The organism is Paenibacillus sp. FSL H7-689, from assembly GCF_000517905.1.
In the GTDB taxonomy this organism is placed as follows: Bacteria; Bacillota; Bacilli; order Paenibacillales; family Paenibacillaceae; genus Paenibacillus; species Paenibacillus amylolyticus.
In genome coordinates this window covers 165,849-187,412 of the sequence record NZ_ASPU01000014.1, presented here as the reverse complement: position 1 = coordinate 187,412, position 21,564 = coordinate 165,849, and the positions used below count along the sequence as shown (strand labels likewise).

Genomic DNA, 21,564 nt, shown 5'->3' with positions numbered 1-21,564 from the left:
ACCTGGCTGTTATCCGTCATTCTTTTGTCTAAAAGGACAAGCGGAACTTACAGCCGGGTTGTTTTGTAGATGAACATGTTGCCATATATTTGTAGATGGGGCTCCGTGAGGAGCTTTTGTTGTGCAGGTTAGCATGTTGAAAGATCCATACATAGCTAATGAATGCAGGACAAGCAGGAAATACTGTGAATATGCAGAATCCATTGAATTAGGAACGAATAAAAGGAGGGGTTTCATGGAACAGCGTGTTGAAATGCAGCTTGGTGGAAGAAAACTTACGCTTGAGACCGGGCGTTTGGCCAAGCAGGCTAATGCTGCCGTTAAGGTAACATACGGGGATACCGTGGTATTGTGTACCGTGACAGCATCAAGTGAGCCGAAAGATCTGGACTTTTTCCCATTAACGGTGAACTATGAAGAAAGATTGTACGCCGTAGGTAAAATCCCGGGAGGATTTATTAAACGTGAAGGCAGACCGAGTGAGAAAGCGATTCTTTCAAGCCGTCTGACAGACCGTCCAATTCGTCCTTTGTTCCCGGAAGGCTTCCGGAATGATGTACAAGTTCTGAATATCGTTATGAGTGTGGATCAGGACTGCGAACCGCAAATCGCTGCAATGATTGGTACATCAGCAGCATTGAGCATTTCGGATGTTCCATTCAGCGGACCGATTGGTGGCGTGAAAGTTGGACGTATTGATGGCGAGTTCATCATTAACCCAACGATTGCACAGCTTGAAGTTAGTGATATTGAACTGGTTGTTGCAGGAACCAAGGATGCCATCATGATGGTTGAGGCCGAAGCAAACGAAGTGGCGGAAGAAGTGATGCTCGAAGCAATCATGTTTGGACATGATGAGATCCAAAACATTATTGCTGTAATCGAACAACTTGTGCAAGTTGCTGGAAAAGAAAAAATGGCTGTTAAGTTGCGTACAGTTAATGCTGAAGTTAACAACAGTGTGCGTGAATTCGCCAGCGCTCGTCTGGTCGAAGCGGTTAAAATCGCCGAGAAGCATGCTCGTCAAGATGCAATCGATGTAGTGAACGACGAAACCGTTGCTCACTTTGAAGAGAAATATATTGAAAGTCCGGAATTGTTCAAAGACGTGAAGGAAGTTCTGCACGATATCGTCAAAGAAGAAGTGCGTCGTCTGATCACGCATGATAAAGTTCGTCCAGATGGACGTGGACTTGCTGAAATTCGCCCAATTGAATGTGATACATCTCTGCTGCCACGTGCACATGGTACAGGACTGTTTACGCGTGGGCAAACGCAAGCACTTAGCGTTTGTACACTTGGTGCACTGGGTGATGTTCAGATTTTGGACGGAATCAGTCTTGAAGAAACGAAACGATTCATGCATCACTATAACTTCCCACCATTCAGCGTAGGCGAAGCGCGTCCATTGCGTGCTCCAGGCCGTCGCGAAATCGGACATGGTGCTCTGGGTGAGCGCGCGCTTTCCAAAGTGATTCCTTCCGAAACGGATTTCCCATACACGATTCGTTTGGTATCTGAAGTTCTTGAATCCAACGGCTCATCATCTCAGGCAAGTATCTGTGCCAGCACTTTAGCTATGATGGATGCAGGTGTACCAATCAAAGCTCCAGTTGCGGGTGTAGCTATGGGTCTGATCAAAGATGGAGATCATGTATCCATTCTGAGTGATATTCAAGGTATGGAAGATCACCTCGGTGACATGGACTTTAAAGTAGCTGGAACACCTGAAGGTGTAACTGCAATCCAAATGGACATCAAAATTGCTGGTATTAATCGTCAAATTTTGTCTGATGCATTGGCGCAAGCCAAAGAAGGCCGTATGCACATTTTGGGCAAAATGAACGAAATTTTGAAAACTCCACGTGAGCAGTTATCACAATATGCGCCAAAAATTACAACGATGCATATCAATCCGGACAAAATCCGTGATGTGATCGGTGCAGGTGGTAAAATTATCAATAAAATCATCGAAGAAACCGGTGTTAAAATTGATATTGAACAGGATGGACGTGTCTTTATCGCTTCTTCCAACCAGGAGATGAATGATAAAGCCAAAGCGATCATCGAAGGTATTGTGCGCGAAGTATTGGTCGGCGAGATTTATGTCGGTAAAGTAAAACGCGTAGAAAAATTCGGTGCATTTGTTGAAGTACTTCCGAACAAAGAAGGTCTGGTACACATCTCGCAACTGTCAACTGAACGTGTTGCCAAAGTGGAAGATGTTGTAGCTATCGGTGATTCCATTACGGTAAAAGTAACGGAAATTGACCCACAAGGTCGAATCAACTTGTCCCGTAAAGCAGTTTTGACTGCTGAAGCTCCGGCTCAATCCTAGGATACCGAAGCGACAGGTTATAAATGGATAGATTGAATGAAGAGACAGAATGTGAATTTCTGGCTCTTTTTTTAACGTTTAAATACGTAAAGCAAGGATGAAACCATGGCTTAGCATTCATATTTTTGCCCTTGTCCTCATATGATGGGGACAAAGACGGCGGGAGGATGGAGCTGTGGGAAACCAATCCAAAAAGCTGGCGGCTGTTCTGGCGGGTGTGACTGCGGTCATATTGATCGGACAAGTTGGCAGTGTACGTACATACATTACGGAGATCCGTGATGGGCCAGGTACGCAAAATGCTTTTGACATGTTTAAGGAGGCAACTGGAGAAGATGCGCTGTTGTCTGCGATTCGGGATAAAGCGGCTGAAACGAAAATTGCTCCGGTAAATGCCAGAGTGGATCGGGTATGGAAAGCGATTCCTGGTTATAATGGCATGGAGATTGATGTGGAAGCGACATACCGTAAGGCGCTGAGTGGAACGTTGAATACCAAAATAGCGTATGTCTACCGTCAGATTGAACCGGAGATCCAGCTTAAGGATTTGGGTGCACATCCGATCTATCGGGGGAATGCAAACAAACCGATGGTTTCTTTTATGATTAATGTGGCCTGGGGGAACGAATACATTAAACCGATGCTGGATACGCTCGATGCCGAGAAAGTGAAGGCTACTTTTTTTCTGGATGGAAGTTGGTTAAGCAAAAATGTTGAACTGGCCAAAGAAATTCAGAAACGTGGGCATGAGATGTCCAACCATGCATATTCTCACCCTAATATGAGTCGATTGAGCGCAGAACGGGCCAAGCTGGAAATTAGCAAAACCCAGGATCTGCTCCATAAAACACTGGGCGTAGAGAATCGTTGGTTTGCTCCGCCATCCGGTGACTTTAATCAGAAGACCGTTGACATTGCTTCATCCATGGGACTGAAAACCGTGTTATGGACAGTAGATACTGTGGATTGGCGTAAGCCAAGCCCGGATGCCGTTGTTGCCAAAATTGCTAAAAATACTGAGGCTGGAACGTTAATTCTAATGCACCCTACAGCTGCTTCTTCGGGAGCTTTAAAGGGCATGATTCAATCCATACGGGCCAAAGGTCTGGTGCTCGGAACAGTAAGTGAGACGCTGTCTTCGGAACGTGTAAATACCTCTAAGGTTGAGTGAACGTTGTTTTTTTGTTAATATCAAACAGTTGGAACCAAATGTCGATTTCAATTTCAAGGTTGAGATCAAGGCAATTATAGAGATGTAGGAGGGCCAACCATGAAAAAAATTCAGCTGGGCAATGGCCTCAGAGTTGTCATGGAACAGATACCGACCTGCCGTTCTGTGTCTTTCGGAATATGGGTCAAGACAGGTTCGCGTAATGAGCAACCTGCAAGTAACGGAGTATCACATTTTATTGAACACATGTTATTCAAGGGAACAGATCGTTATGATGCCAAGGCGATTGCGGAGCAGTTCGATGCGATTGGCGGTAACGTGAATGCATTCACTTCCAAAGAATATACGTGTTATTATGCTAAAGTATTGGATGAGCATTTGCCGATTGCGGTTGATGTATTGTCTGATATGTTTTTCCGCTCCAAAATGGATGATGGTGAATTGATCAAGGAGAAAAACGTCATTCTGGAAGAAATCTCGATGTATGAAGATACGCCTGATGATATGGTTCATGATCTGATGGCCTTGGCCGCCTATGGTGAGCATCCACTCGCATACCCAATCCTGGGTACGGAAGAACGTCTCAAAGCGATGGATTCCAGCCATCTGCGTGCATATATGAAGGAGCACTACACGATTGAGAACACGGTCATTAGTGTCGCGGGTAACATTGATGACAGTGTAATCGATCTGATGGAGAAGCATTTTGGTGCTTTTGATGTAAATGGAGTATCGGAAGCAGTCACGATGCCAGCCTTCCAAAGCGGACAGCTCTTTCACAAAAAGAAAACGGAACAGAATCATATCTGTATTTCGTTCCCGGGCTGTAAAATCGGAGATCCGCTGCAATTCGCTATGGTTGTTCTGAATAACGCCATTGGTGGAGGCATGAGCTCCAGGCTGTTCCAGGAAATTCGTGAGAAACGGGGTCTTGCGTACTCCGTGTATTCCTATCATAGCTCTCATGCGGACAGCGGACTTTTCACGATATACGCGGGTACAGCACCGAAACAGACCAAAGAAGTGCTCGATCTGACCAAAGAGGTTCTGCGAGACCTGGCTGTTAACGGCTTGTCCGAAGATGAACTTCGTAAAGGAAAAGAACAGCTGAAAGGCAGCTTGATTCTAAGCTTGGAAAGCACAGGCAGTCGCATGAATCGTCTGGGTAAGAACGAGCTCATGCTGGGTAGACACCATACGTTGGATGAGATGATCACCAAAATTGAGCAAGTTACCATGGACGATATTAACGCGGTACTTGATCTGATGTTTGCTGAACCTTTTGCACTTGCTATGGTTGGCGCTTCAGATAAGACGATCGCTGGATTGAGAAGGGATGATTTTGTTGCATTACGTTCAAATACAGAAACTGCCGGGCAATGAAGATATTAAACTGCCTCAAAAAATGTCGGAGCTGGCATCCGGCTTTGATGTAGTAGCTGCACTTCAGGAAGATGTTGTATTGCAGCCGGGTCAGCGTACGCTGATTCCTACCGGACTTGCGATGGCAATGCCAGCTGGATTGGAAGCACAGATCCGTCCTCGGAGCGGACTGGCTTTCAAACATGGTATTACTTGCCTCAACACACCGGGGACCATTGATGCGGATTATCGCGGAGAAGTTAAAGTTCTGTTGATTAATTTGGGTCAGGAACCGTTCACATTTGTACGGGGAGAGCGCATCGCACAGATCGTCTTCCAGACCGTGCCTGCGGTTGAATTGACGGAAGTGAATGAACTTTCGGAAACGGTACGTGGCGAAGGTGGATTCGGTCATACCGGGAAATAAGCAGCGTAAATATACCTATTCTTTAGAGTCGTCCCTGACAGGGGCGGCTCTTTTTTACATTTGAGAAACGGACGGTGGAATGCAATTATTGTTTTCACCCCCCTGTGGGCCCCTGCATACGATAAGGCATACATGTGGTGAAAGGAGTGACGTCCCGATGCTGACCGGAGTCCGGATTGTAGTCCTGGGCGGAGATGCGCGGCAGCTTGAAGTCATTCAAAAGTGCGCTGAGCTGGATGCAACGGTAAGTGTGGTGGGTTTCGATAAAATAGAGCGTTCCATTCCAGGGATCGAGCACCAGGAACTGGAGGATGAAGTGTTTGCTTCCGCAGATGTACTCGTACTGCCTGTTGTCGGTTGCGATGAGCAGGGAAAAGTAAGTACTTCATTCAGTGACACACCGATCTATTTGAAAAAGGAACATATTGCAGCATTACCAGAGCATTGTATTGTGTTCACAGGTATGGCAAAGCCGTTCTTGCGCGAACTTAGTCTTGAAAATGGGCTGCGACTTGTTGAAGTACTTGATCGTGATGATATTGCACTTTATAACTCTATTCCAACAGCTGAGGGAGCCATCGCCATAGCAATTCGGGAGACGGACTTCACAATCCATGGTTCGGAATGCATTGTGCTTGGCATTGGTCGAACAGGATTCACAATGGCTAAAACACTGCAGGGACTTGGAGCAAATGTACGGGTGGGAATCAGGCGGGAAGAGGATGCTGCCCGCGCTACAATAATGGGCTGGAAGCCTTTCATGACAACGGATTTGGCCGCTCAGACCGGGGAAGTTGACTTGCTTTTTAATACGATACCGACTATGATAATCACAGCACAAATCCTGTCCAGAATGCCGCAAAAGGCTGTCATTATCGACCTCGCATCCGCTCCTGGCGGCTGTGATTTCAGGTATGCCGAGAAACGCGGTATCAAAGCGCTACTTGCGCCAGGCCTCCCCGGCATTGTTGCTCCCAAAACGGCTGGCGGCATTATTGCCGACGCGTTGATCCGTTTGCTTTTGGAAGAACAGAACGCACGGGAGGTTAAATCATGAACTGGCAGGGAAAAACGGTAGGTTATGCAATTACGGGTTCTCATTGTACGTTTGAAGAGGTTATGCCGGTAATTAGCCGCTTCGTAGCTGAAGGTGCCAACGTCGTTCCGATTATTTCGAATTCGGTTCTGACGACGGATACACGCTTTGGTACGGCGCAAAATTGGCAAAAACAGTTGAAAGATATAACAGGTAATGATATCATTTCTACAATTGTTGAAGCGGAGCCATTAGGGCCTTCCAAGCTGCTTGATGTGCTGGTTATTGCTCCATGCACAGGGAATACAACAAGCAAGCTGGCTAATGCGATGACCGACAGTCCAGTGCTAATGGCAGCCAAAGCGCAGATGCGCAATCAGCGTCCACTTGTGCTCGCGATTTCCACGAATGACGGTCTGGGCTTGAATGCTGCGAATATCGCCAAATTGCTTGTGGCTAAATACTTGTATTTTGTGCCATTTGGGCAAGACGATCCAGTGAAAAAACCAAACTCGTTAGTCGCCAAAATGGAATTGATTCCAGAGGCTTGCTGGAGTGCTCTTGAGGGCAAACAGTTGCAGCCGATGATTGTGGAGCGTTCTTCACAGGCTTGATGGAACAATGATTTAGTGACAACGTTTATGCGCTTGGAGAAATGAAGAAGGGTTCGAGAGACAAAGAAAATCATGGGGGACAATATGCTGGATTGAACAGCTACTATGTCCACGTTCCTGTCTATAAGGCATTCCTGCTTGCGGGCAGTACAGGTTAAGCAAGCGGGAGAGGTCTATTGTGAATGTATGCATCATGACCTCGATAACAACCGCGACCTTTGATTTGCGATTGTCCCAGACAATTACAGAAAATAAGGAGCGGCATGGAATGCCGTATAAAATGCTGAAATTATCGCATCAGAACGCTCCCTAGAGTGATCCATTTGTTGATTTGACCCGTGTCCAGTCTTCTTGCGTACACAAATGGAGGAATAAAGATGCGTATCATGGTACAGAAATTCGGAGGCACGTCTCTCTCCACTGTTCAGGCGAGAGAGCATGTGCTCCGTCATGTTAAACGTGAACTTGAAGCAGGATTGAGTCTGGTCATCGTTGTGTCTGCGATGGGGCGCCGCGGCGAGCCATATGCGACCGATACGTTGCTGGACTGGGCTGCACAGAACGGAAACGCACTATCCGCACGCGAAAAGGATTTACTGCTGTGCTGTGGTGAAATCATATCGGCGACAACGTTGAGCAGTTTACTCGAACATGAAGGCATTCCAACTACAGTGCTGACCGGTGCACAAGCAGGTTTTGTGACGGACGACAATTTCGGGAATGCCCGGATATTGGATGTCCGTCCTGTTCGTGTGTTGGAGCAGCTTCAGCTTGGCCGTGTCGTTGTTGTAACCGGATTCCAGGGGCAGACAGAGAACGGAGACTTCACGACATTGGGTCGTGGGGGAAGCGATACGTCTGCTACAGCTCTCGGTGCAGCATTACGTGCTGAAATGGTGGATATCTACACAGATGTGAACGGGATACTCACCGCTGATCCGCGAATTGTTGAGGATGCACGTCCACTGACTGTTGTGAGTTATGCAGAGATCTGTAACATGGCCCACCACGGGGCCAAAGTAATCCATCCACGTGCGGTTGAGATTGCGATGCAATCCCAGATTCCAGTGCGGGTAAGATCTACTTTTGCAGACACGGAAGGAACGCTGGTTACGCATCCGGAAGGATTCCAGGATGTGCAGACAGGCATTGTTGACCGTTATGTAACAGGCATCGCCTACGTGAGCAATGTAACGCAAATTACGGTGGATGTGCCTGGTGGTGCAGATCGATTGCAACTAAAAGTGTTCAAAACCATGGCTGAGAATTCAATCAGTGTTGATTTTATTAATGTTACCCCCTCGGGAGTTGTCTATACGGTATTTGACAGTGATTCCGAGAAAGCCATACAGGTATTGCAGGAGATAGGTCTCAAGCCACAAAGCCTGTCCGGTTGTGCCAAAGTGTCCGTCATTGGCGGAGGCATTAATGGTGTACCTGGAATCATGGCTCGCATCGTGGAGTCCTTGACACTGGCAGACATTCAGATCCTGCAATCGGCAGATTCGAATACAACGATCTGGGTACTCGTAAAAAAAGAAGATATGGTTCAGGCCCTGAGGGCACTTCACGCCTCATTCGAACTTCATTTGTAAATAACTGAAGTCAGAGGAGCCAAACCTGTTTTGAAGGAGGAATCGAATTGGACTTTGGAAGATTGATTACAGCAATGGTCACTCCGTTCAATGAACAAGGAGAGATTCATTGGGAGGAAACGGCACGTCTAATCGACTATCTAATTGTAGATCAAAAGTCGGAGACGCTTGTGGTTTCTGGAACAACAGGGGAGTCTCCAACACTTAGTGATACTGAGAAAGTTCAATTATTCGAATTTGCAGTGAAACATGCGGCCGGTCGGTGCAAAATTATAGCCGGAACGGGAAGCAATAACACGGCACATTCCATCCATTTGACACAGGAAGCTGAACGTGCCGGAGTGGATGGCATTTTGTTGGTTGTTCCGTATTACAACAAACCTAGCCAAGAAGGTTTGTTTAAACATTTTGAAGCGATTGCAGGCTCCACCAAGCTGCCAATTATGCTCTACAACGTGCCTGGACGTACAGTAACCAGCCTGTCAGCAGAGACAACGCTTCGTCTTGCACAGATTCCTAACATCGTCGCTACGAAGGAATGTGCGTCTATGGAGCAGGTTACGCTGATTGCAGCAAGTGCTCCAGAAAATTTTAGAGTTTATTCCGGTGATGATGCTTCAGGCTTACCAGCGATTGCGGTTGGAGCACATGGAATTGTCAGCGTGGCCAGTCATGTCGTAGGGGCAGAAATGAAGAAAATGATTGACGCCTTCTATGGCGGAGCACCTCTTCAGGCTGCTCAGATTCATCAGCAGTTGTTCCCGGTATTCAAAGGCCTGTTTGAGTGTCCACAGCCTCTACCAAACCCCGTAGCGGTGAAATATGCGCTGACATTGCGTGGTCTAGACGTTGGTTCCGTACGGTTGCCCCTTATTCCGCCAACGGAAGAGGAGCAGGCTTATATCAAAGGTTTGCTTAATTTGTAATCATTTTGGTTGTATATGGACTATTTTATTAATCATGGAATATCCTTCAGATCAGCAAAAGAACCGCTCCTCTTCGTAGAGGCTGCGGTTCTTTTTTTTACGAGTAATGTGAGGTTTCTTTTCCACTGCTAAGGGGAAACCTACAGGTTAACGAGAGAGTGACTTGTTTTTTTTGTTTTTAATCATGTATAATGATGTCAAGTGACTGGGTGCGGTATTTTTTTGAAATTGAAAGCGACATCGTTTGGTGGTGTAGCTTTGCGGTGAAAAAGGAAGGAACGGCTAAGAGGGAATTTCAACTCCAACTTGTTGGTCAAAGGGAATAACTTCGAAGAACTTCTTCCAAATATCGTGAATAAAGGTGTTCTTTTGCATTCATCCCGATAGGTGGGTATGTGATGTATGGACTACTTTTCTTAACTTACAATAAATAATAAGGTACGACGTCCAACTACCATAGGAGGTTTAGATTCATTTGTCTAAGAAAAATAATAACGATAAACTGATGATTTTTGCTTTGGGCGGCGTAGGCGAGATTGGTAAAAATATGTACGTCATCCAATACGCCAACGACATTGTAGTCGTAGATGCTGGTCTTAAATTCCCGGAAGAAGATATGCTTGGTATTGATATTGTCATCCCTGACATTTCTTACCTGACTGAGAACCGTGACAAAGTAAGAGGAATCATCCTTACTCACGGACATGAGGATCACATTGGTGGTCTGCCATATGTTCTCAAACATCTGAATGTTCCTGTATACGGAACAAGACTTACGCTTGGACTTGTAGAAAACAAGTTGAAAGAAGCGAATTTGCTGGGTGATACAAAACGTATTCTGATTGATGCTGATTCCGAGATCCAACTTGGATCTGTTCTGAAAGCATCGTTCTTCGCTACTAACCATAGTATTCCGGATTCTGTTGGTGTATGTGTCGAAACACCGGAAGGTGCAGTTGTTCACACAGGTGACTTCAAATTCGACCATACTCCAGTCAATGGTCAATATGCAGATCTTCAGCGTATGGCACAGATCGGAACAAATGGCGTGTTAGCGCTGTTGTCCGACAGTACGAACGCTGAGAAACCTGGATTCACACCATCGGAGAAAAATGTGGGTATCGTGCTGGAAGATATCTTCCGTAAAGCAAGTCAACGTGTTGTTGTAGCGACATTTGCTTCCAACGTACACCGTATCCAACAGGTGATCAATGCAGCAGAAGTGACTGGACGTAAAGTTGCAGTTATCGGACGCAGCATGGTGAACGTGGTTGGTATTGCTTCAGAACTGGGTTATCTTGAGATTCCGGATGGCATGATCATTGAACCTGAAGAAGTAGGCAAGATGGCAGCTGATCGTGTCGTGATTCTCTGCACAGGAAGTCAAGGAGAGCCAATGTCAGCACTGACACGTATGGCTCGTTCCACACACCGTAAAGTGGACATCCTGCCAGGTGACACCGTCATTATCGCAGCAACTCCGGTTCCAGGTAATGAGAAATATGTAGGCCGTACGATTGATGAACTGTTCCGTCTGGGTGCTAACGTGCATTACAGCGGTGCTAACAGTGGCGTCCACGTATCTGGTCACGGTAGCCAGGAAGAGCTGAAACTGATGCTCAACCTGATGAAACCGAAATTCTTCTTGCCAATTCACGGTGAATTCCGTATGCAGCGTCGCCACGCGGTTCTTGCTGAATCTGTAGGGGTAGAACCTGAGAACATTTTCATCACGGATATCGGTGAAGTGATTGAAATTCAAGGTGGAGCAGCACGTAGAGCAGGTAAAGTTACTGCAGGTAATGTGTTGATCGACGGCTTGGGTGTAGGCGATGTGGGTAACATTGTACTTCGTGACCGCAAATTGTTGTCACAAGATGGTATCCTTGTTGTTGTGGTAACACTGAGCAAACAGGATGGAAAAATTGTTTCCGGTCCTGACATCATCTCTCGCGGATTTGTGTATGTACGTGAATCGGAAGGACTACTGGATGAGGCCAACCGGATCGTTAGCAGCACATTGCAGAAGTTGATGAGTGAGAACGTTAACGAGTGGGCTTCACTCAAAACAAATGTTAAAGATGCACTGGGACGCTTCCTGTATGAGCAAACTCGTCGTAGACCGATGATTTTGCCAATCATTATGGAAGTTTAAAATAGGCTAAACAAAAACATATATTCAGGCACACAGTCGCCCCTTCTCTACGAGTAATATTGGACGGTTCCTCGTAGAGAAGGGGCTTTTTTTGCGTTTTCAGGAAGATCTGCGATAGCGTCAATATGTGAAGCAATTTGATGCAGCGGGTATAAGGCGGTTGGAAAAATCCCCATACTAAGGAAATACATTAAATGTTTCTGGAGAAGGGGATTATTGAAATGAATGAACGTATGAATGACAAGCAGGCGTCAAGATCCAATCAACCGGAAGTTGAAGCGCCGGAAATTCCGATTCAGGAGGAAAAGGCCATCTCTCCCGTGACAGAGACTATTCAGCAATTTGGGCAGACACAGTCGCCTGCAGGTGAGTCGAATATTTTCTGTATGACCATTATTGGACAGGTCGAAGGGCATTTGATTTTGCCGCCACAAAATAAAACAACAAAGTATGAGCATATTATTCCACAGCTGGTGGCCGCAGAACAAAATCAGCGTATTGAAGGTATTCTGATCATTTTGAACACGGTAGGTGGAGATGTAGAGGCGGGTCTAGCCATTGCAGAGATGATTGCTTCTCTAAGCAAACCTACGGTTACTGTGGTCATTGGAGGCGGGCATAGCATTGGAGTACCGATTGCTGTAGCTTCAACATATTCCCTGATTGCCGGAAGTGCAACGATGACGATCCATCCGATTCGGATGAACGGCCTTGTCATTGGTGTACCTCAAACGTTTGAGTATATGGAGAAAATGCAGGAACGAGTTGTTCGGTTCGTGACTTCTCATTCGAATATCTCTGAAGAGATGTTCAAAGAACTGATGTTTAAGACTGGTGAGTTGAATCGGGATATTGGTACAGCTGTAGGAAGCGCAGATGCAGTGAAACATGGATTAATGGATGCAGTGGGCGGGATTGGACAGGCTATTGCTCAGTTAAATCAGCTCATAGGAGACAAGAGACAGACCCTGCAGGCGGGAGGTTATACCCAATGACACTATATACCGTGATGCCTCCTGAACAACTCTGGTCGGGAATGTGGAAAGAGGGCGAAGATACGAGGGAGATCAAAATGAATGGTTTGTTAATGCAGGTGAGACCTGTTAATGACAATGAAGCCGTTATTGTTCGTTTGCTGGATTGTCCACTTGAAGCCTATCTCAATCCTGCCAATATGCCCGGTTCGACCATTCCGCTTTCGGGTAACTTGGGATCAGCATAACGCGACGAATTCAGACAAATTGAGCAGAAAAAGAACATATGTACGGAATATATTTGTATGGTATAATATTCTTCTGGGGGTGACCTGATTTTGGCCAGAAGAAAAAAGAGGAAAAAAAAGGGCGCTGGTTTTAGCGGCGTTTTAAAATATGAAATTTACGGGATTGTGCTTATTACCCTTGCTGTCATAGCATTATCGGGTGAAGCCACCGTTGGACGTTCGCTTTCCAAGATGTTCGGACTGATGCTTGGTAAGTTTTATTTTGCGATTCCACTTGTTGGTATTTATTATGGTCTCATGGTGATGATTCACCGGAAATGGCCGAGTGGCTGGACTACACGCAAAACAGGACTGGTATTGCTGGTATTTGCTTTAACCCTGATGAGCACCGTCTCTGCAATGCACCAGAAGCTCATTCCGGTAGGTGCGCTTGAGCCTGGAGCTGTGATTACACAGGTACATAATGATATGCAAACTGAGTTGCTAACCCCTGCTACGCCAGGCGAGAGGGACTCCATGCTTAACAAGGACATCAGCGGTGGTTATCTCGGAGCTGGGCAATTTGCTCTTTTCCTGTGGCTGTTCGGCAGTCTTGGGGCGAGACTCATCATGATTGTCATGTTTATCATCAGTTTTATGCTGATTACGAGTCTATCTTATGTGGATTTGATACGAATATTCCGAACAAAGATCTGGGATGCCGGGAGTTCGATGTACAAAAAGCTGGAGTCGAGACCGTCTGCACGTTCTGCTTCAACTTCTGATGCCAGGAAGAAAGGTAACGCCCGTAAAGTGGTACCTGTTCCTGTTGAAGATGACGAAGACGAGTATGAGGATGAATTAGAGGAACAGCATCTGCCAAAACGAAACTCGCCCATATTCTTCCAACTTTTTGGAAAATGGGGAGCTAAACGGGAACAGGCGACATCAGGACGTGAAATGGATGAGGTCGATTCGGCAGAAACAGAACAGATTGTGTACCGCGCCGAACAAGATCACAATCTAGAGGCGTGGCAGGATGCAACCGAAGACGTAACTAACAAATCAGCTTCAGCACGTGTTCCTGTTCAGGCTAAACCTAATTCAGCGCCGATCATTCGAGACTTTTTCGAGCACGTCAGAACAGAAGAGGCAAGCATTGAAGATGATCTGGACGATGCTTATCCTTTCCCGGATAATCTGGCCGATCCAAACGTAGTACAACAGGGCGAGCATACCATTAAAATAACGGATGAACTGGTAGAGACAGAGTGGTCTGCATCCGATGCGGGTACAAACGGGATGAATGCTGTGGATGAGATTCAGAGTGGAGAAGAAGTACCTAATGATGCAATGCAGGGAACAGATACTCCAACTCCTGAAGGGCAGGACACACAACCGGTGAAACCACCACCGCCACCTCCTAAGCCGTACAAGCTGCCATCATTCCGTCTACTTGCCAAGCCAAACAATGGGGGTAAGGCGGGTGACCAGAAGGATTATATGCAAACAGCACGTAAGCTGGAAGCCACACTGGAAAGCTTCGGTGTTCGTGCCAAAGTACTTGAAGTGGTTCGGGGTCCTGCCGTTACAAGATATGAAATTCAACCTGACATTGGTGTCAAGGTCAGCAGAATTGTCAGCCTAACTGATGATATCGCGTTGGCTCTGGCGGCAAAAGATATTCGGATGGAAGCACCGATTCCAGGAAAGTCTGCTATTGGTATCGAAGTACCTAATGGTGAAGTATCGGTTGTAACGATGCGTGAAGTAATGGAGACAGCAACGTTCCAGGAGGCAGAATCCAAAGTGACCATTGCATTTGGCCGAGATATCTCGGGACAGACAATTATTGGTAACTTGGCTCGTATGCCCCATTTGCTGGTTGCGGGTGCTACAGGTTCCGGTAAGTCGGTGTGTATTAACGGAATTATTACCAGCATATTGTACAAAGCCAAGCCAGATGAAGTGAAGTTCCTGATGGTCGATCCCAAGATGGTTGAGTTGAACGTATATAACGGGATTCCCCATTTGCTGGCACCGGTAGTAACTGATCCTAAGAGAGCGTCACTTGCTCTCAAAAAGATTGTGGTTGAGATGGAGAAACGATATGAACTGTTCTCCAAATCAGGCACTCGTAACGTTGAAGGTTACAATAATCTGATGAAAGATAATCCTGCGGCTGTTCTGCCTTATATTGTTGTCATTGTGGATGAGCTTGCAGATCTCATGATGGTTGCAGCCGGAGATGTTGAAGATGCGATTGCTCGGCTTGCCCAGATGGCTCGTGCAGCCGGTATCCATCTGATTATTGCTACACAGCGGCCTTCTGTGGATGTTATTACTGGCGTAATCAAAGCCAACATACCTTCTCGTATCGCCTTCGGTGTATCCTCACAGGTGGATTCTCGAACCATTCTGGATATGGGTGGGGCCGAGAAACTGTTGGGTCGCGGAGACATGTTATTCATGCCAATGGGCGCATCGAAACCGGTTCGTGTACAAGGTGCTTTTATGAGTGATGAAGAAGTGGAAAATATTGTTAATTATGTACGTGGTCAAGGTGAAGCACAGTATGATGAGTCCCTTGTACCTGAGGTGGACGACTCTATCCAGGCTGAAGATGAAGTACAGGACGAGTTATACGAAAAGGCAGTGCAGATTATTCTGGAGGCCAAGCAAGCGTCTGTTTCTCTGCTACAACGTCGAATGCGAGTAGGATACACCCGTGCCGCACGTTTGATTGACTCCATGGAATCCCGGGGCGTGATTGGTCCTTACGAGGGTAGCAAACCACGGGAAGTGTTGGTCTCGCTTGAAGAGTACCAGCAGAATAAAATAAGCTCGTAGCTTGTAATGCACATGAATATTCAGGCGATTCGAGCCCTCAACCTTAATGGTTGGGGGCTTTTTTCATACAATTTGACTGAAGTTTTACCATGATGTCCAATGATCGGATGATTTGGTGCATAGGAAGCAAGCAGGCTTGTCATAATAACCTTAGCGATTCTGTTAATCCCACAAGAGAAAGGTAGAGCACAGTCGATGCGAAAAATGAACATATGGCTTTTCACTGCTATTTTGCTGATGTCCGCATTGGGAATCCGCTATTTGCTTCCTGAGAATGCAGCAACCGAAAGTTCGAATCAAAGCACACCACAAGTTGAAGAGAAAGCCTTGCCTACTTTCAGCAGCAACGCTGTGAAATATGGAAGTTACGGTCAGGATGTGTATGAGCTTCAAGGCCGGCTCAAGTATTTGGGATTTTACAATGGTAAAATCGATAGCAATTTTGGCAACAGCACGCTGAAATCCGTCAAATGGTTTCAATCCGAATTTGGTATGAAAGCCGATGGTGTCGTTGGAGCTGAAACCAAGCTCAAGCTGTACAATGCGTCAACCAAATGGTCACCAACGGAAACGCCATTGCACAAGGAAAAACCTTCAGGTGGAAGTGATAGTAGTAACAATACGGCAGATAAAGAGCAAGACAATATGGGATCTGCCAATGCCCTTGGTCTCTCAGAGAATGAACTCAAGATTATGGCTAACGCTGTATATGGTGAAGCCCGGGGTGAACCGTTTGAAGGTCAAGTCGCAGTAGCAGCAGTAATTATGAATCGCGTGAAATCACCAAGCTTTCCAAATACGCCTTCTGGCGTGATCTTTCAGCCAGGTGCATTTACGGCTGTAGCGGACGGACAGATCTATTTGGAACCAAACGCACAAGCCAAAAAGGCAGTTGAGCAGGCCCTGAATGGATGGGATCCGTCCGGTGGATGTCTCTATTATTTTAACCCGAAAACAGCAACATCCAAATGGATCTGGACCCGCCCACAAGTGAAAACAATCGGACAGCATATCTTTTGTATGTGATGATGTTGGAAGCAACCAGAAGGCGTGACTTCGGTTGCTTCTTGCCTTTTGCATGGGTTAAAATGGTTGTTACGTTTAGCTTAATACGATTGCATGATAAATGACGCCGTAAAGGGGTTTTGACATTTGAATACATCAGGATTCGAACGAGGTAGCAAGAGACAGTTTCGTATACATGTGCTTCCCACTAAACGTTTTAAAACGTTTGCTATATCGTTATATGCAGGAGTTCCCTTACGGGAAGATACAGTAACCAAAGTAGCGCTGACACCTTTTGTTCTGCGACGCGGCACGGAGTCCTATCCGGAAACAACGCAATTTCGTGAGCAACTGGAGCATCTGTATGGAGCAGGTTTTGGTTTTGACGTCTATAAACGCTGGGATTACCAGATTGTACAGTTCCGAATGGATACCATTAATGATTCCTTTGTTGGAGGGGATGAACAGCTACTGGATCGTTCATTTGCTTTCCTAGGAGAGGTTCTTACCCGACCTGCACAGGAGAATGGACATTTCAGGACGTCTTATGTACAAGCAGAGCGAGAGACTGTTCGTAAAAAGCTGGAGTCCATCGTGAACGATAAAATGCGCTATGCCGCTGAACGCAGTATCGAGGAAATGTGCAAGAACGAGCCGTACCGTCTTCATCCACTGGGTGAGCGAAAGGATCTGCCCGGGATTGAGCCTGACACACTTACTGCGTCTTATCAGGAGTGGCTGCAGCAGGCGAGTATGGATCTGTACGTGGTAGGGGATACGACACTGGAGGAGGTCGAGAACCTTGTTCAGCGTCATTTCAATGTAGATCGAACGTCCTCCTCTGATTACCAGACACAGGCAGCGGTTCGAGGAGATAAGGAAGTGGAGACCGTTGTTGAGCGACTGAATGTGAGTCAGGGAAAACTAAATATGGGACTCCGTACATCTATCACTTATGGAGATCCACAGTATGCCGCAGCACTAATGTACAACGGGATTCTCGGTGGTTATCCTCATTCCAAACTGTTTGTCAATGTTCGTGAAAAAGAAAGCCTGGCGTATTACGCGTCATCGCGATATGACGGACATAAGGGCATTGCAACGATTCAATCCGGGATTGAAATCCCTAATTATGAGAAGGCTGTCACCATTATCAAGCAGCAGCTGGAAGAAATGAAAAGCGGTACAATCAGTGATCTGGAAATGTCTCAGACCAAAGCAATGATCCGTAACCTGCTTAAGGAAATGCAGGATTCTGCTTTTGAGATGATCGCTTATGACTTCAATCGACAGTTGTCTGGCAAAGAAAGAACGGCTGAAGAACTGTTGGCTCAGGTAGAACATATTAGCAAGGAAGATGTACGTGAGGCGGCAGAACAATTCCGTCTGGATACGATTTATTTCTTGCGGGATGAGAAGGAGGAATAATCGGTGGAGAGCATTCGGTATGAGCATTTGCAGGAGACACTATATTACGAAGTAATGGATAACGGACTGCATGTCTATATTTTGCCTAAACCGGGGTTCCAGAAAACGTATGCTACGTTTGCAACCAAGTATGGATCGGTGGATAATCATTTTCAGGTTGAAGGACAGGAAGAAGTGAAGGTTCCGGATGGGATTGCCCATTTTCTGGAGCATAAAATGTTCGAAGAACCAACGGGCGATATTTTTGCCACGTTTGCGTCTCACGGTGCCTCAGCTAATGCGTTTACGAGCTTTGATCAGACGGTTTATTTGTTTTCAGCGACTGAATATGTGAATGGAAATATACAAACATTAGTCAACTTTGTGCAAAATCCTTACTTCACGGATCAAAATGTGGAAAAGGAAAAAGGCATTATTGGACAGGAAATTGACATGTATGCTGATAATCCGGATTGGCGTGTTTATTTTGGATTGATCGAAGCCATGTATCAGAAACATCCGGTGCATATCGATATTGCAGGAACGGTGGAATCCATCCGTACGATTACCAAAGAGATGTTATATGAGTGTTATAACACCTTCTATCACCCGAGTAATATGCTCTTGTTTGTGGTGGGTGGTGTAGATCCACAAGAAGTCATTGATATGGTTCGATCGAACCAGGAGCAGAAGGATTATAAGCCACAGGGGAGCATTCAACGTTTCTTCGAACCGGAGCCTGAGCAGGTAGGAGAAGCCAGACGGGAAGCGAAACTGGCTGTTTCACTGCCCAAATGTCTGTTTGGATTCAAGGAGACGGACGTTGGACTTACCGGGGAACAATTGTTACGGCGAGATATGACAACGCAGCTGATGATGGACCTCTTGTTTGGCTCAAGCACACGATTATTTCAGAAGCTCTACGATGAAGATCTGATCTCGGACAGCTTTGGACATGAGTATAACAGTTCGCCGCAATATGCTTTTTCAGCCATTGGTGGTGATACAAAAGACCCGGATCAACTGCTCGCGCGTATACGTGAAGAAGTGGATGCCATTGTAGAAAAAGGGTTCGATTCCACGGATTTTGAACGTGCACGCAAAAAGAAAATAGGCGGATATTTGCGTATGCTCAATTCTCCGGAGAACATTGCGCATGAATTTACACGTCAGCAATTCCGTGGCGGTGATTTTTTCAATATGCTGCCGCTCTATGAATCGATTACACTGGAAGATGTAAATCTCAGACTGAGAGAGCATATTCGGTGGGATCATCTGGCTGTATCGCTAGTCGTGAGTCCTTGATATGGAGAGGGGAACGGGACAATTGAAGGCAATCGGGGAAATGACGGTACTGGTAACTGGCGCAAGCGGTGGCATCGGAGCGGCTATCGCAGAACGCTTTGCCAGAGTGGGAATGAATGTTGTTATACACTATATGAAATCGCATGAAGCAGCGAATGAAGCCGCCAGACGGTGCATGGAACAAGGCAGCGGAAAAATCATGACCGTGTCTGCGGATCTTCGCAGCCGGGAACAGATTGAGCGTATGCGTGAGAAGCTCGAGTCGCACAATCTCATGCCAGATATCCTTGTGAACAATGCAGGAATCTCGCACTATGGGATGTTGTCTGATGTTACAGAGGAGATCTGGGATGAAGTGATGGCGATTAACCTCAAAGGCACGTTTATGTGTACACAGGAAATGATGCCTCACATGATCTCCCAAAGGTACGGCCGGATCATTAATGTATCGTCGATCTGGGGGCTGTCTGGTGCTTCTTGTGAGGTGCTGTATTCCACAACCAAGGGTGGGGTGAATGCATTCACCAAAGCGCTTGCGAAAGAACTCGCACCTTCCGGAGTAACCGTAAATGCCGTTGCTCCTGGTGCCGTTCAGACATCCATGCTGAGCCATCTGGATCAGAGTGAACTGAAGATGCTGGAAGAGGAAATTCCGGCAGGAAGACTTGCTCAACCTGATGAAATCTCATCATTGGTTTATTTTTTGGCTCTCCCTGAATCGGGTTATATCAATGGGCAGATCATCAGTCCAAATGGCGGTTGGTTAACGTAAAAAAAGCAAGAAAACTTGCCTGGCTGTGAACGAACCGGGTGAAGGTTGCTGAGAAGCAGTCGTCTTCCGGATTATTTTCAAAATGCTCGTATATAAAATGCCTCGAAAGCACATATTACAACTGTTGATTTTAAATCTCATGCGTCATCTAAGGAGGATTTATCATGTCAACAGAAAAAACAGTGCTCTCCAGTTTTGACACATGGAAGAAGTTCCTGGGTGACCGCGTACTGCAAGCAGAGAAGATGGGGATGAGTGAAGAAACCATCAACAAACTTGCGTATGAAATCGGCGACTTCCTTGATGAGAAAGTCGATCCGGCGAACCATTCCAACCGGGCATTGAAAGAGTTATGGGATGTCGGCGATGCTGATGAGCGTCGTACGATTGCGTGCCTGATGGTCAAATTGGCCAAACAAAACGCATAAGATTACAGATGAAGAGCTCCCGCAAGGGGGCTTTTCTCTAATGATTACAAACGGATTACAGAGCTGTTCTTGTAATTCATTTTCATTTTATATATCATTAACGTGACCCATTTTTAGAAGATGTCTCAGATTGTTGTCCAGTGGATATGTTCTGTTGCTGTCGAATAATGGGGAATAATGCATTACGGGGTGTTGAAATGGAATCTAAACAATGGTACATGGAATATAAAATACATAAGAACAGACCCGGTTTGTTAGGCGATATTGCCTCTATGCTGGGGATGCTTGAAGTGAATATATTGACCATTAACGGTGTTGAAGGCAAAACTCGAGGCATGTTGCTTGAATCGGATGATGATGAAAAAATCCGTTTGCTTGGTGAAATGCTTGGCAAAGTAAACAGCATCACCGTATCGGCTTTGCGGCAACCTAAATTGGTGGATATTTTAGCCGTACGTCATGGCAGATACATTGACCGTGACTCGGATGATCGCAAGACATTTCGTTTCACTCGAGATGAACTTGGGTTACTTGTGGACTTTTTGGGTGAAGTATTTAAGAGGGAAGGCAATCAGGTCATCGGTTTGCGCGGAATGCCTCGTGTTGGCAAAACAGAGTCTATTATTGCGGGCAGCGTATGTGCAATGAAGCGATGGACGTTTGTTTCCTCCACACTTCTTCGTCAGACGATAAGGAGTCAAATGTCCGAAGACGAATTGAACCCAAACAATGTCTTCATCATTGACGGAATTGTAAGTACGATTCGTTCCAGTGAGCGGCATTACAACCTGTTGCAGGATATTATGTCCATGCCTAGCACCAAAGTTATTGAACATCCGGATATTTTTGTACAGGAATCCGAATATGATTTTAATGATTTTGATATTATTATTGAATTGCGTAACATTCCCAATGAAGAGATTATTTATGATACGTTTACGGCTAGCTACACCGATGAATTGTAAGGAACCG

At 46.0% G+C, this 21,564-nt stretch carries 18 protein-coding genes; all 18 read left to right on the top strand.

Features of this window, described 5'->3' with window-relative positions:
• Window positions 1–235: 235 nt before the first annotated feature.
• The 18 genes from pnp to C170_RS10565 all read left to right on the top strand — a co-directional run bounded on the left by pnp (window position 236) and on the right by C170_RS10565 (window position 21,557).
• Window positions 236–2,338 (top strand): polyribonucleotide nucleotidyltransferase, encoded by a 2,103-nt coding sequence (gene pnp, locus C170_RS10650; protein ID WP_036609294.1) that lies wholly within the window; start codon window positions 236–238, stop codon window positions 2,336–2,338.
• A 175-nt stretch (window positions 2,339–2,513) separates the two neighbouring features.
• Window positions 2,514–3,509, top strand: coding sequence for a polysaccharide deacetylase family protein (locus C170_RS10645; RefSeq protein ID WP_036609292.1), 996 nt, complete (start codon window positions 2,514–2,516; stop codon window positions 3,507–3,509).
• Window positions 3,510–3,608: 99 nt separating this feature from the next.
• On the top strand, window positions 3,609–4,892 hold the full coding sequence (locus C170_RS10640) for a M16 family metallopeptidase (protein WP_036609290.1): 1,284 nt from the start codon (window positions 3,609–3,611) through the stop codon (window positions 4,890–4,892).
• Entirely contained in the window at window positions 4,852–5,298 is a 447-nt protein-coding gene (gene dut, locus C170_RS10635) for a dUTP diphosphatase (RefSeq protein ID WP_200868496.1), read from the top strand. Before C170_RS10640 ends, dut begins: the two co-directional genes overlap by 41 nt.
• Window positions 5,299–5,455: 157 nt before the next feature.
• Window positions 5,456–6,355, top strand: coding sequence for a dipicolinate synthase subunit DpsA (gene dpsA, locus C170_RS10630; protein ID WP_036609288.1), 900 nt, complete (start codon window positions 5,456–5,458; stop codon window positions 6,353–6,355).
• A complete protein-coding gene (locus C170_RS10625; protein ID WP_017689130.1) occupies window positions 6,352–6,948 on the top strand; it encodes a dipicolinate synthase subunit B in 597 nt (198 codons plus the stop codon). The genes dpsA and C170_RS10625 overlap by 4 nt, the downstream gene beginning before the upstream one ends.
• Before the next feature lie 377 nt (window positions 6,949–7,325).
• Complete coding sequence (dapG, locus tag C170_RS10620) at window positions 7,326–8,543, top strand: aspartate kinase (protein ID WP_017689129.1); 1,218 nt, start codon at window positions 7,326–7,328, stop codon at window positions 8,541–8,543.
• Window positions 8,544–8,590: 47 nt separating this feature from the next.
• On the top strand, window positions 8,591–9,469 hold the full coding sequence (dapA, locus tag C170_RS10615; protein WP_036609286.1) for a 4-hydroxy-tetrahydrodipicolinate synthase: 879 nt from the start codon (window positions 8,591–8,593) through the stop codon (window positions 9,467–9,469).
• Window positions 9,470–9,944: 475 nt separating this feature from the next.
• Window positions 9,945–11,624, top strand: a complete 1,680-nt coding sequence (locus C170_RS10610) for a ribonuclease J (protein ID WP_036609284.1) — start codon at window positions 9,945–9,947, stop codon at window positions 11,622–11,624.
• Between the two features lie 233 nt (window positions 11,625–11,857).
• Complete coding sequence (locus C170_RS10605; RefSeq protein ID WP_036609439.1) at window positions 11,858–12,619, top strand: ClpP family protease; 762 nt, start codon at window positions 11,858–11,860, stop codon at window positions 12,617–12,619.
• Window positions 12,616–12,846 (top strand): YlzJ-like family protein, encoded by a 231-nt coding sequence (locus C170_RS10600; RefSeq protein WP_036609282.1) that lies wholly within the window; start codon window positions 12,616–12,618, stop codon window positions 12,844–12,846. The genes C170_RS10605 and C170_RS10600 overlap by 4 nt, the downstream gene beginning before the upstream one ends.
• Window positions 12,847–12,936: 90 nt before the next feature.
• Window positions 12,937–15,675 (top strand): FtsK/SpoIIIE family DNA translocase, encoded by a 2,739-nt coding sequence (locus C170_RS10595; RefSeq protein WP_036609280.1) that lies wholly within the window; start codon window positions 12,937–12,939, stop codon window positions 15,673–15,675.
• 195 nt (window positions 15,676–15,870) lie between these two features.
• Window positions 15,871–16,701 carry a spore cortex-lytic enzyme gene (gene sleB / locus C170_RS10590; protein ID WP_036609278.1) on the top strand — a complete coding sequence of 277 codons (831 nt, stop codon included), beginning with the start codon at window positions 15,871–15,873 and terminating at the stop codon, window positions 16,699–16,701.
• Between the two features lie 126 nt (window positions 16,702–16,827).
• Complete coding sequence (gene yfmF, locus C170_RS10585; protein ID WP_036609276.1) at window positions 16,828–18,108, top strand: EF-P 5-aminopentanol modification-associated protein YfmF; 1,281 nt, start codon at window positions 16,828–16,830, stop codon at window positions 18,106–18,108.
• A gap of 3 nt (window positions 18,109–18,111) precedes the next feature.
• Window positions 18,112–19,392 carry an EF-P 5-aminopentanol modification-associated protein YfmH gene (gene yfmH, locus C170_RS10580; RefSeq protein WP_036609274.1) on the top strand — a complete coding sequence of 427 codons (1,281 nt, stop codon included), beginning with the start codon at window positions 18,112–18,114 and terminating at the stop codon, window positions 19,390–19,392.
• 1 nt (window position 19,393) lies between these two features.
• Window positions 19,394–20,164 (top strand): elongation factor P 5-aminopentanone reductase, encoded by a 771-nt coding sequence (ymfI, locus tag C170_RS10575; RefSeq protein ID WP_036609272.1) that lies wholly within the window; start codon window positions 19,394–19,396, stop codon window positions 20,162–20,164.
• Window positions 20,165–20,328: 164 nt separating this feature from the next.
• Window positions 20,329–20,592, top strand: coding sequence for a DUF3243 domain-containing protein (locus tag C170_RS10570; RefSeq protein WP_017689119.1), 264 nt, complete (start codon window positions 20,329–20,331; stop codon window positions 20,590–20,592).
• 197 nt (window positions 20,593–20,789) lie between these two features.
• Complete coding sequence (locus tag C170_RS10565) at window positions 20,790–21,557, top strand: DUF3388 domain-containing protein (RefSeq protein WP_036609270.1); 768 nt, start codon at window positions 20,790–20,792, stop codon at window positions 21,555–21,557.
• Window positions 21,558–21,564 lie beyond the last annotated feature (7 nt).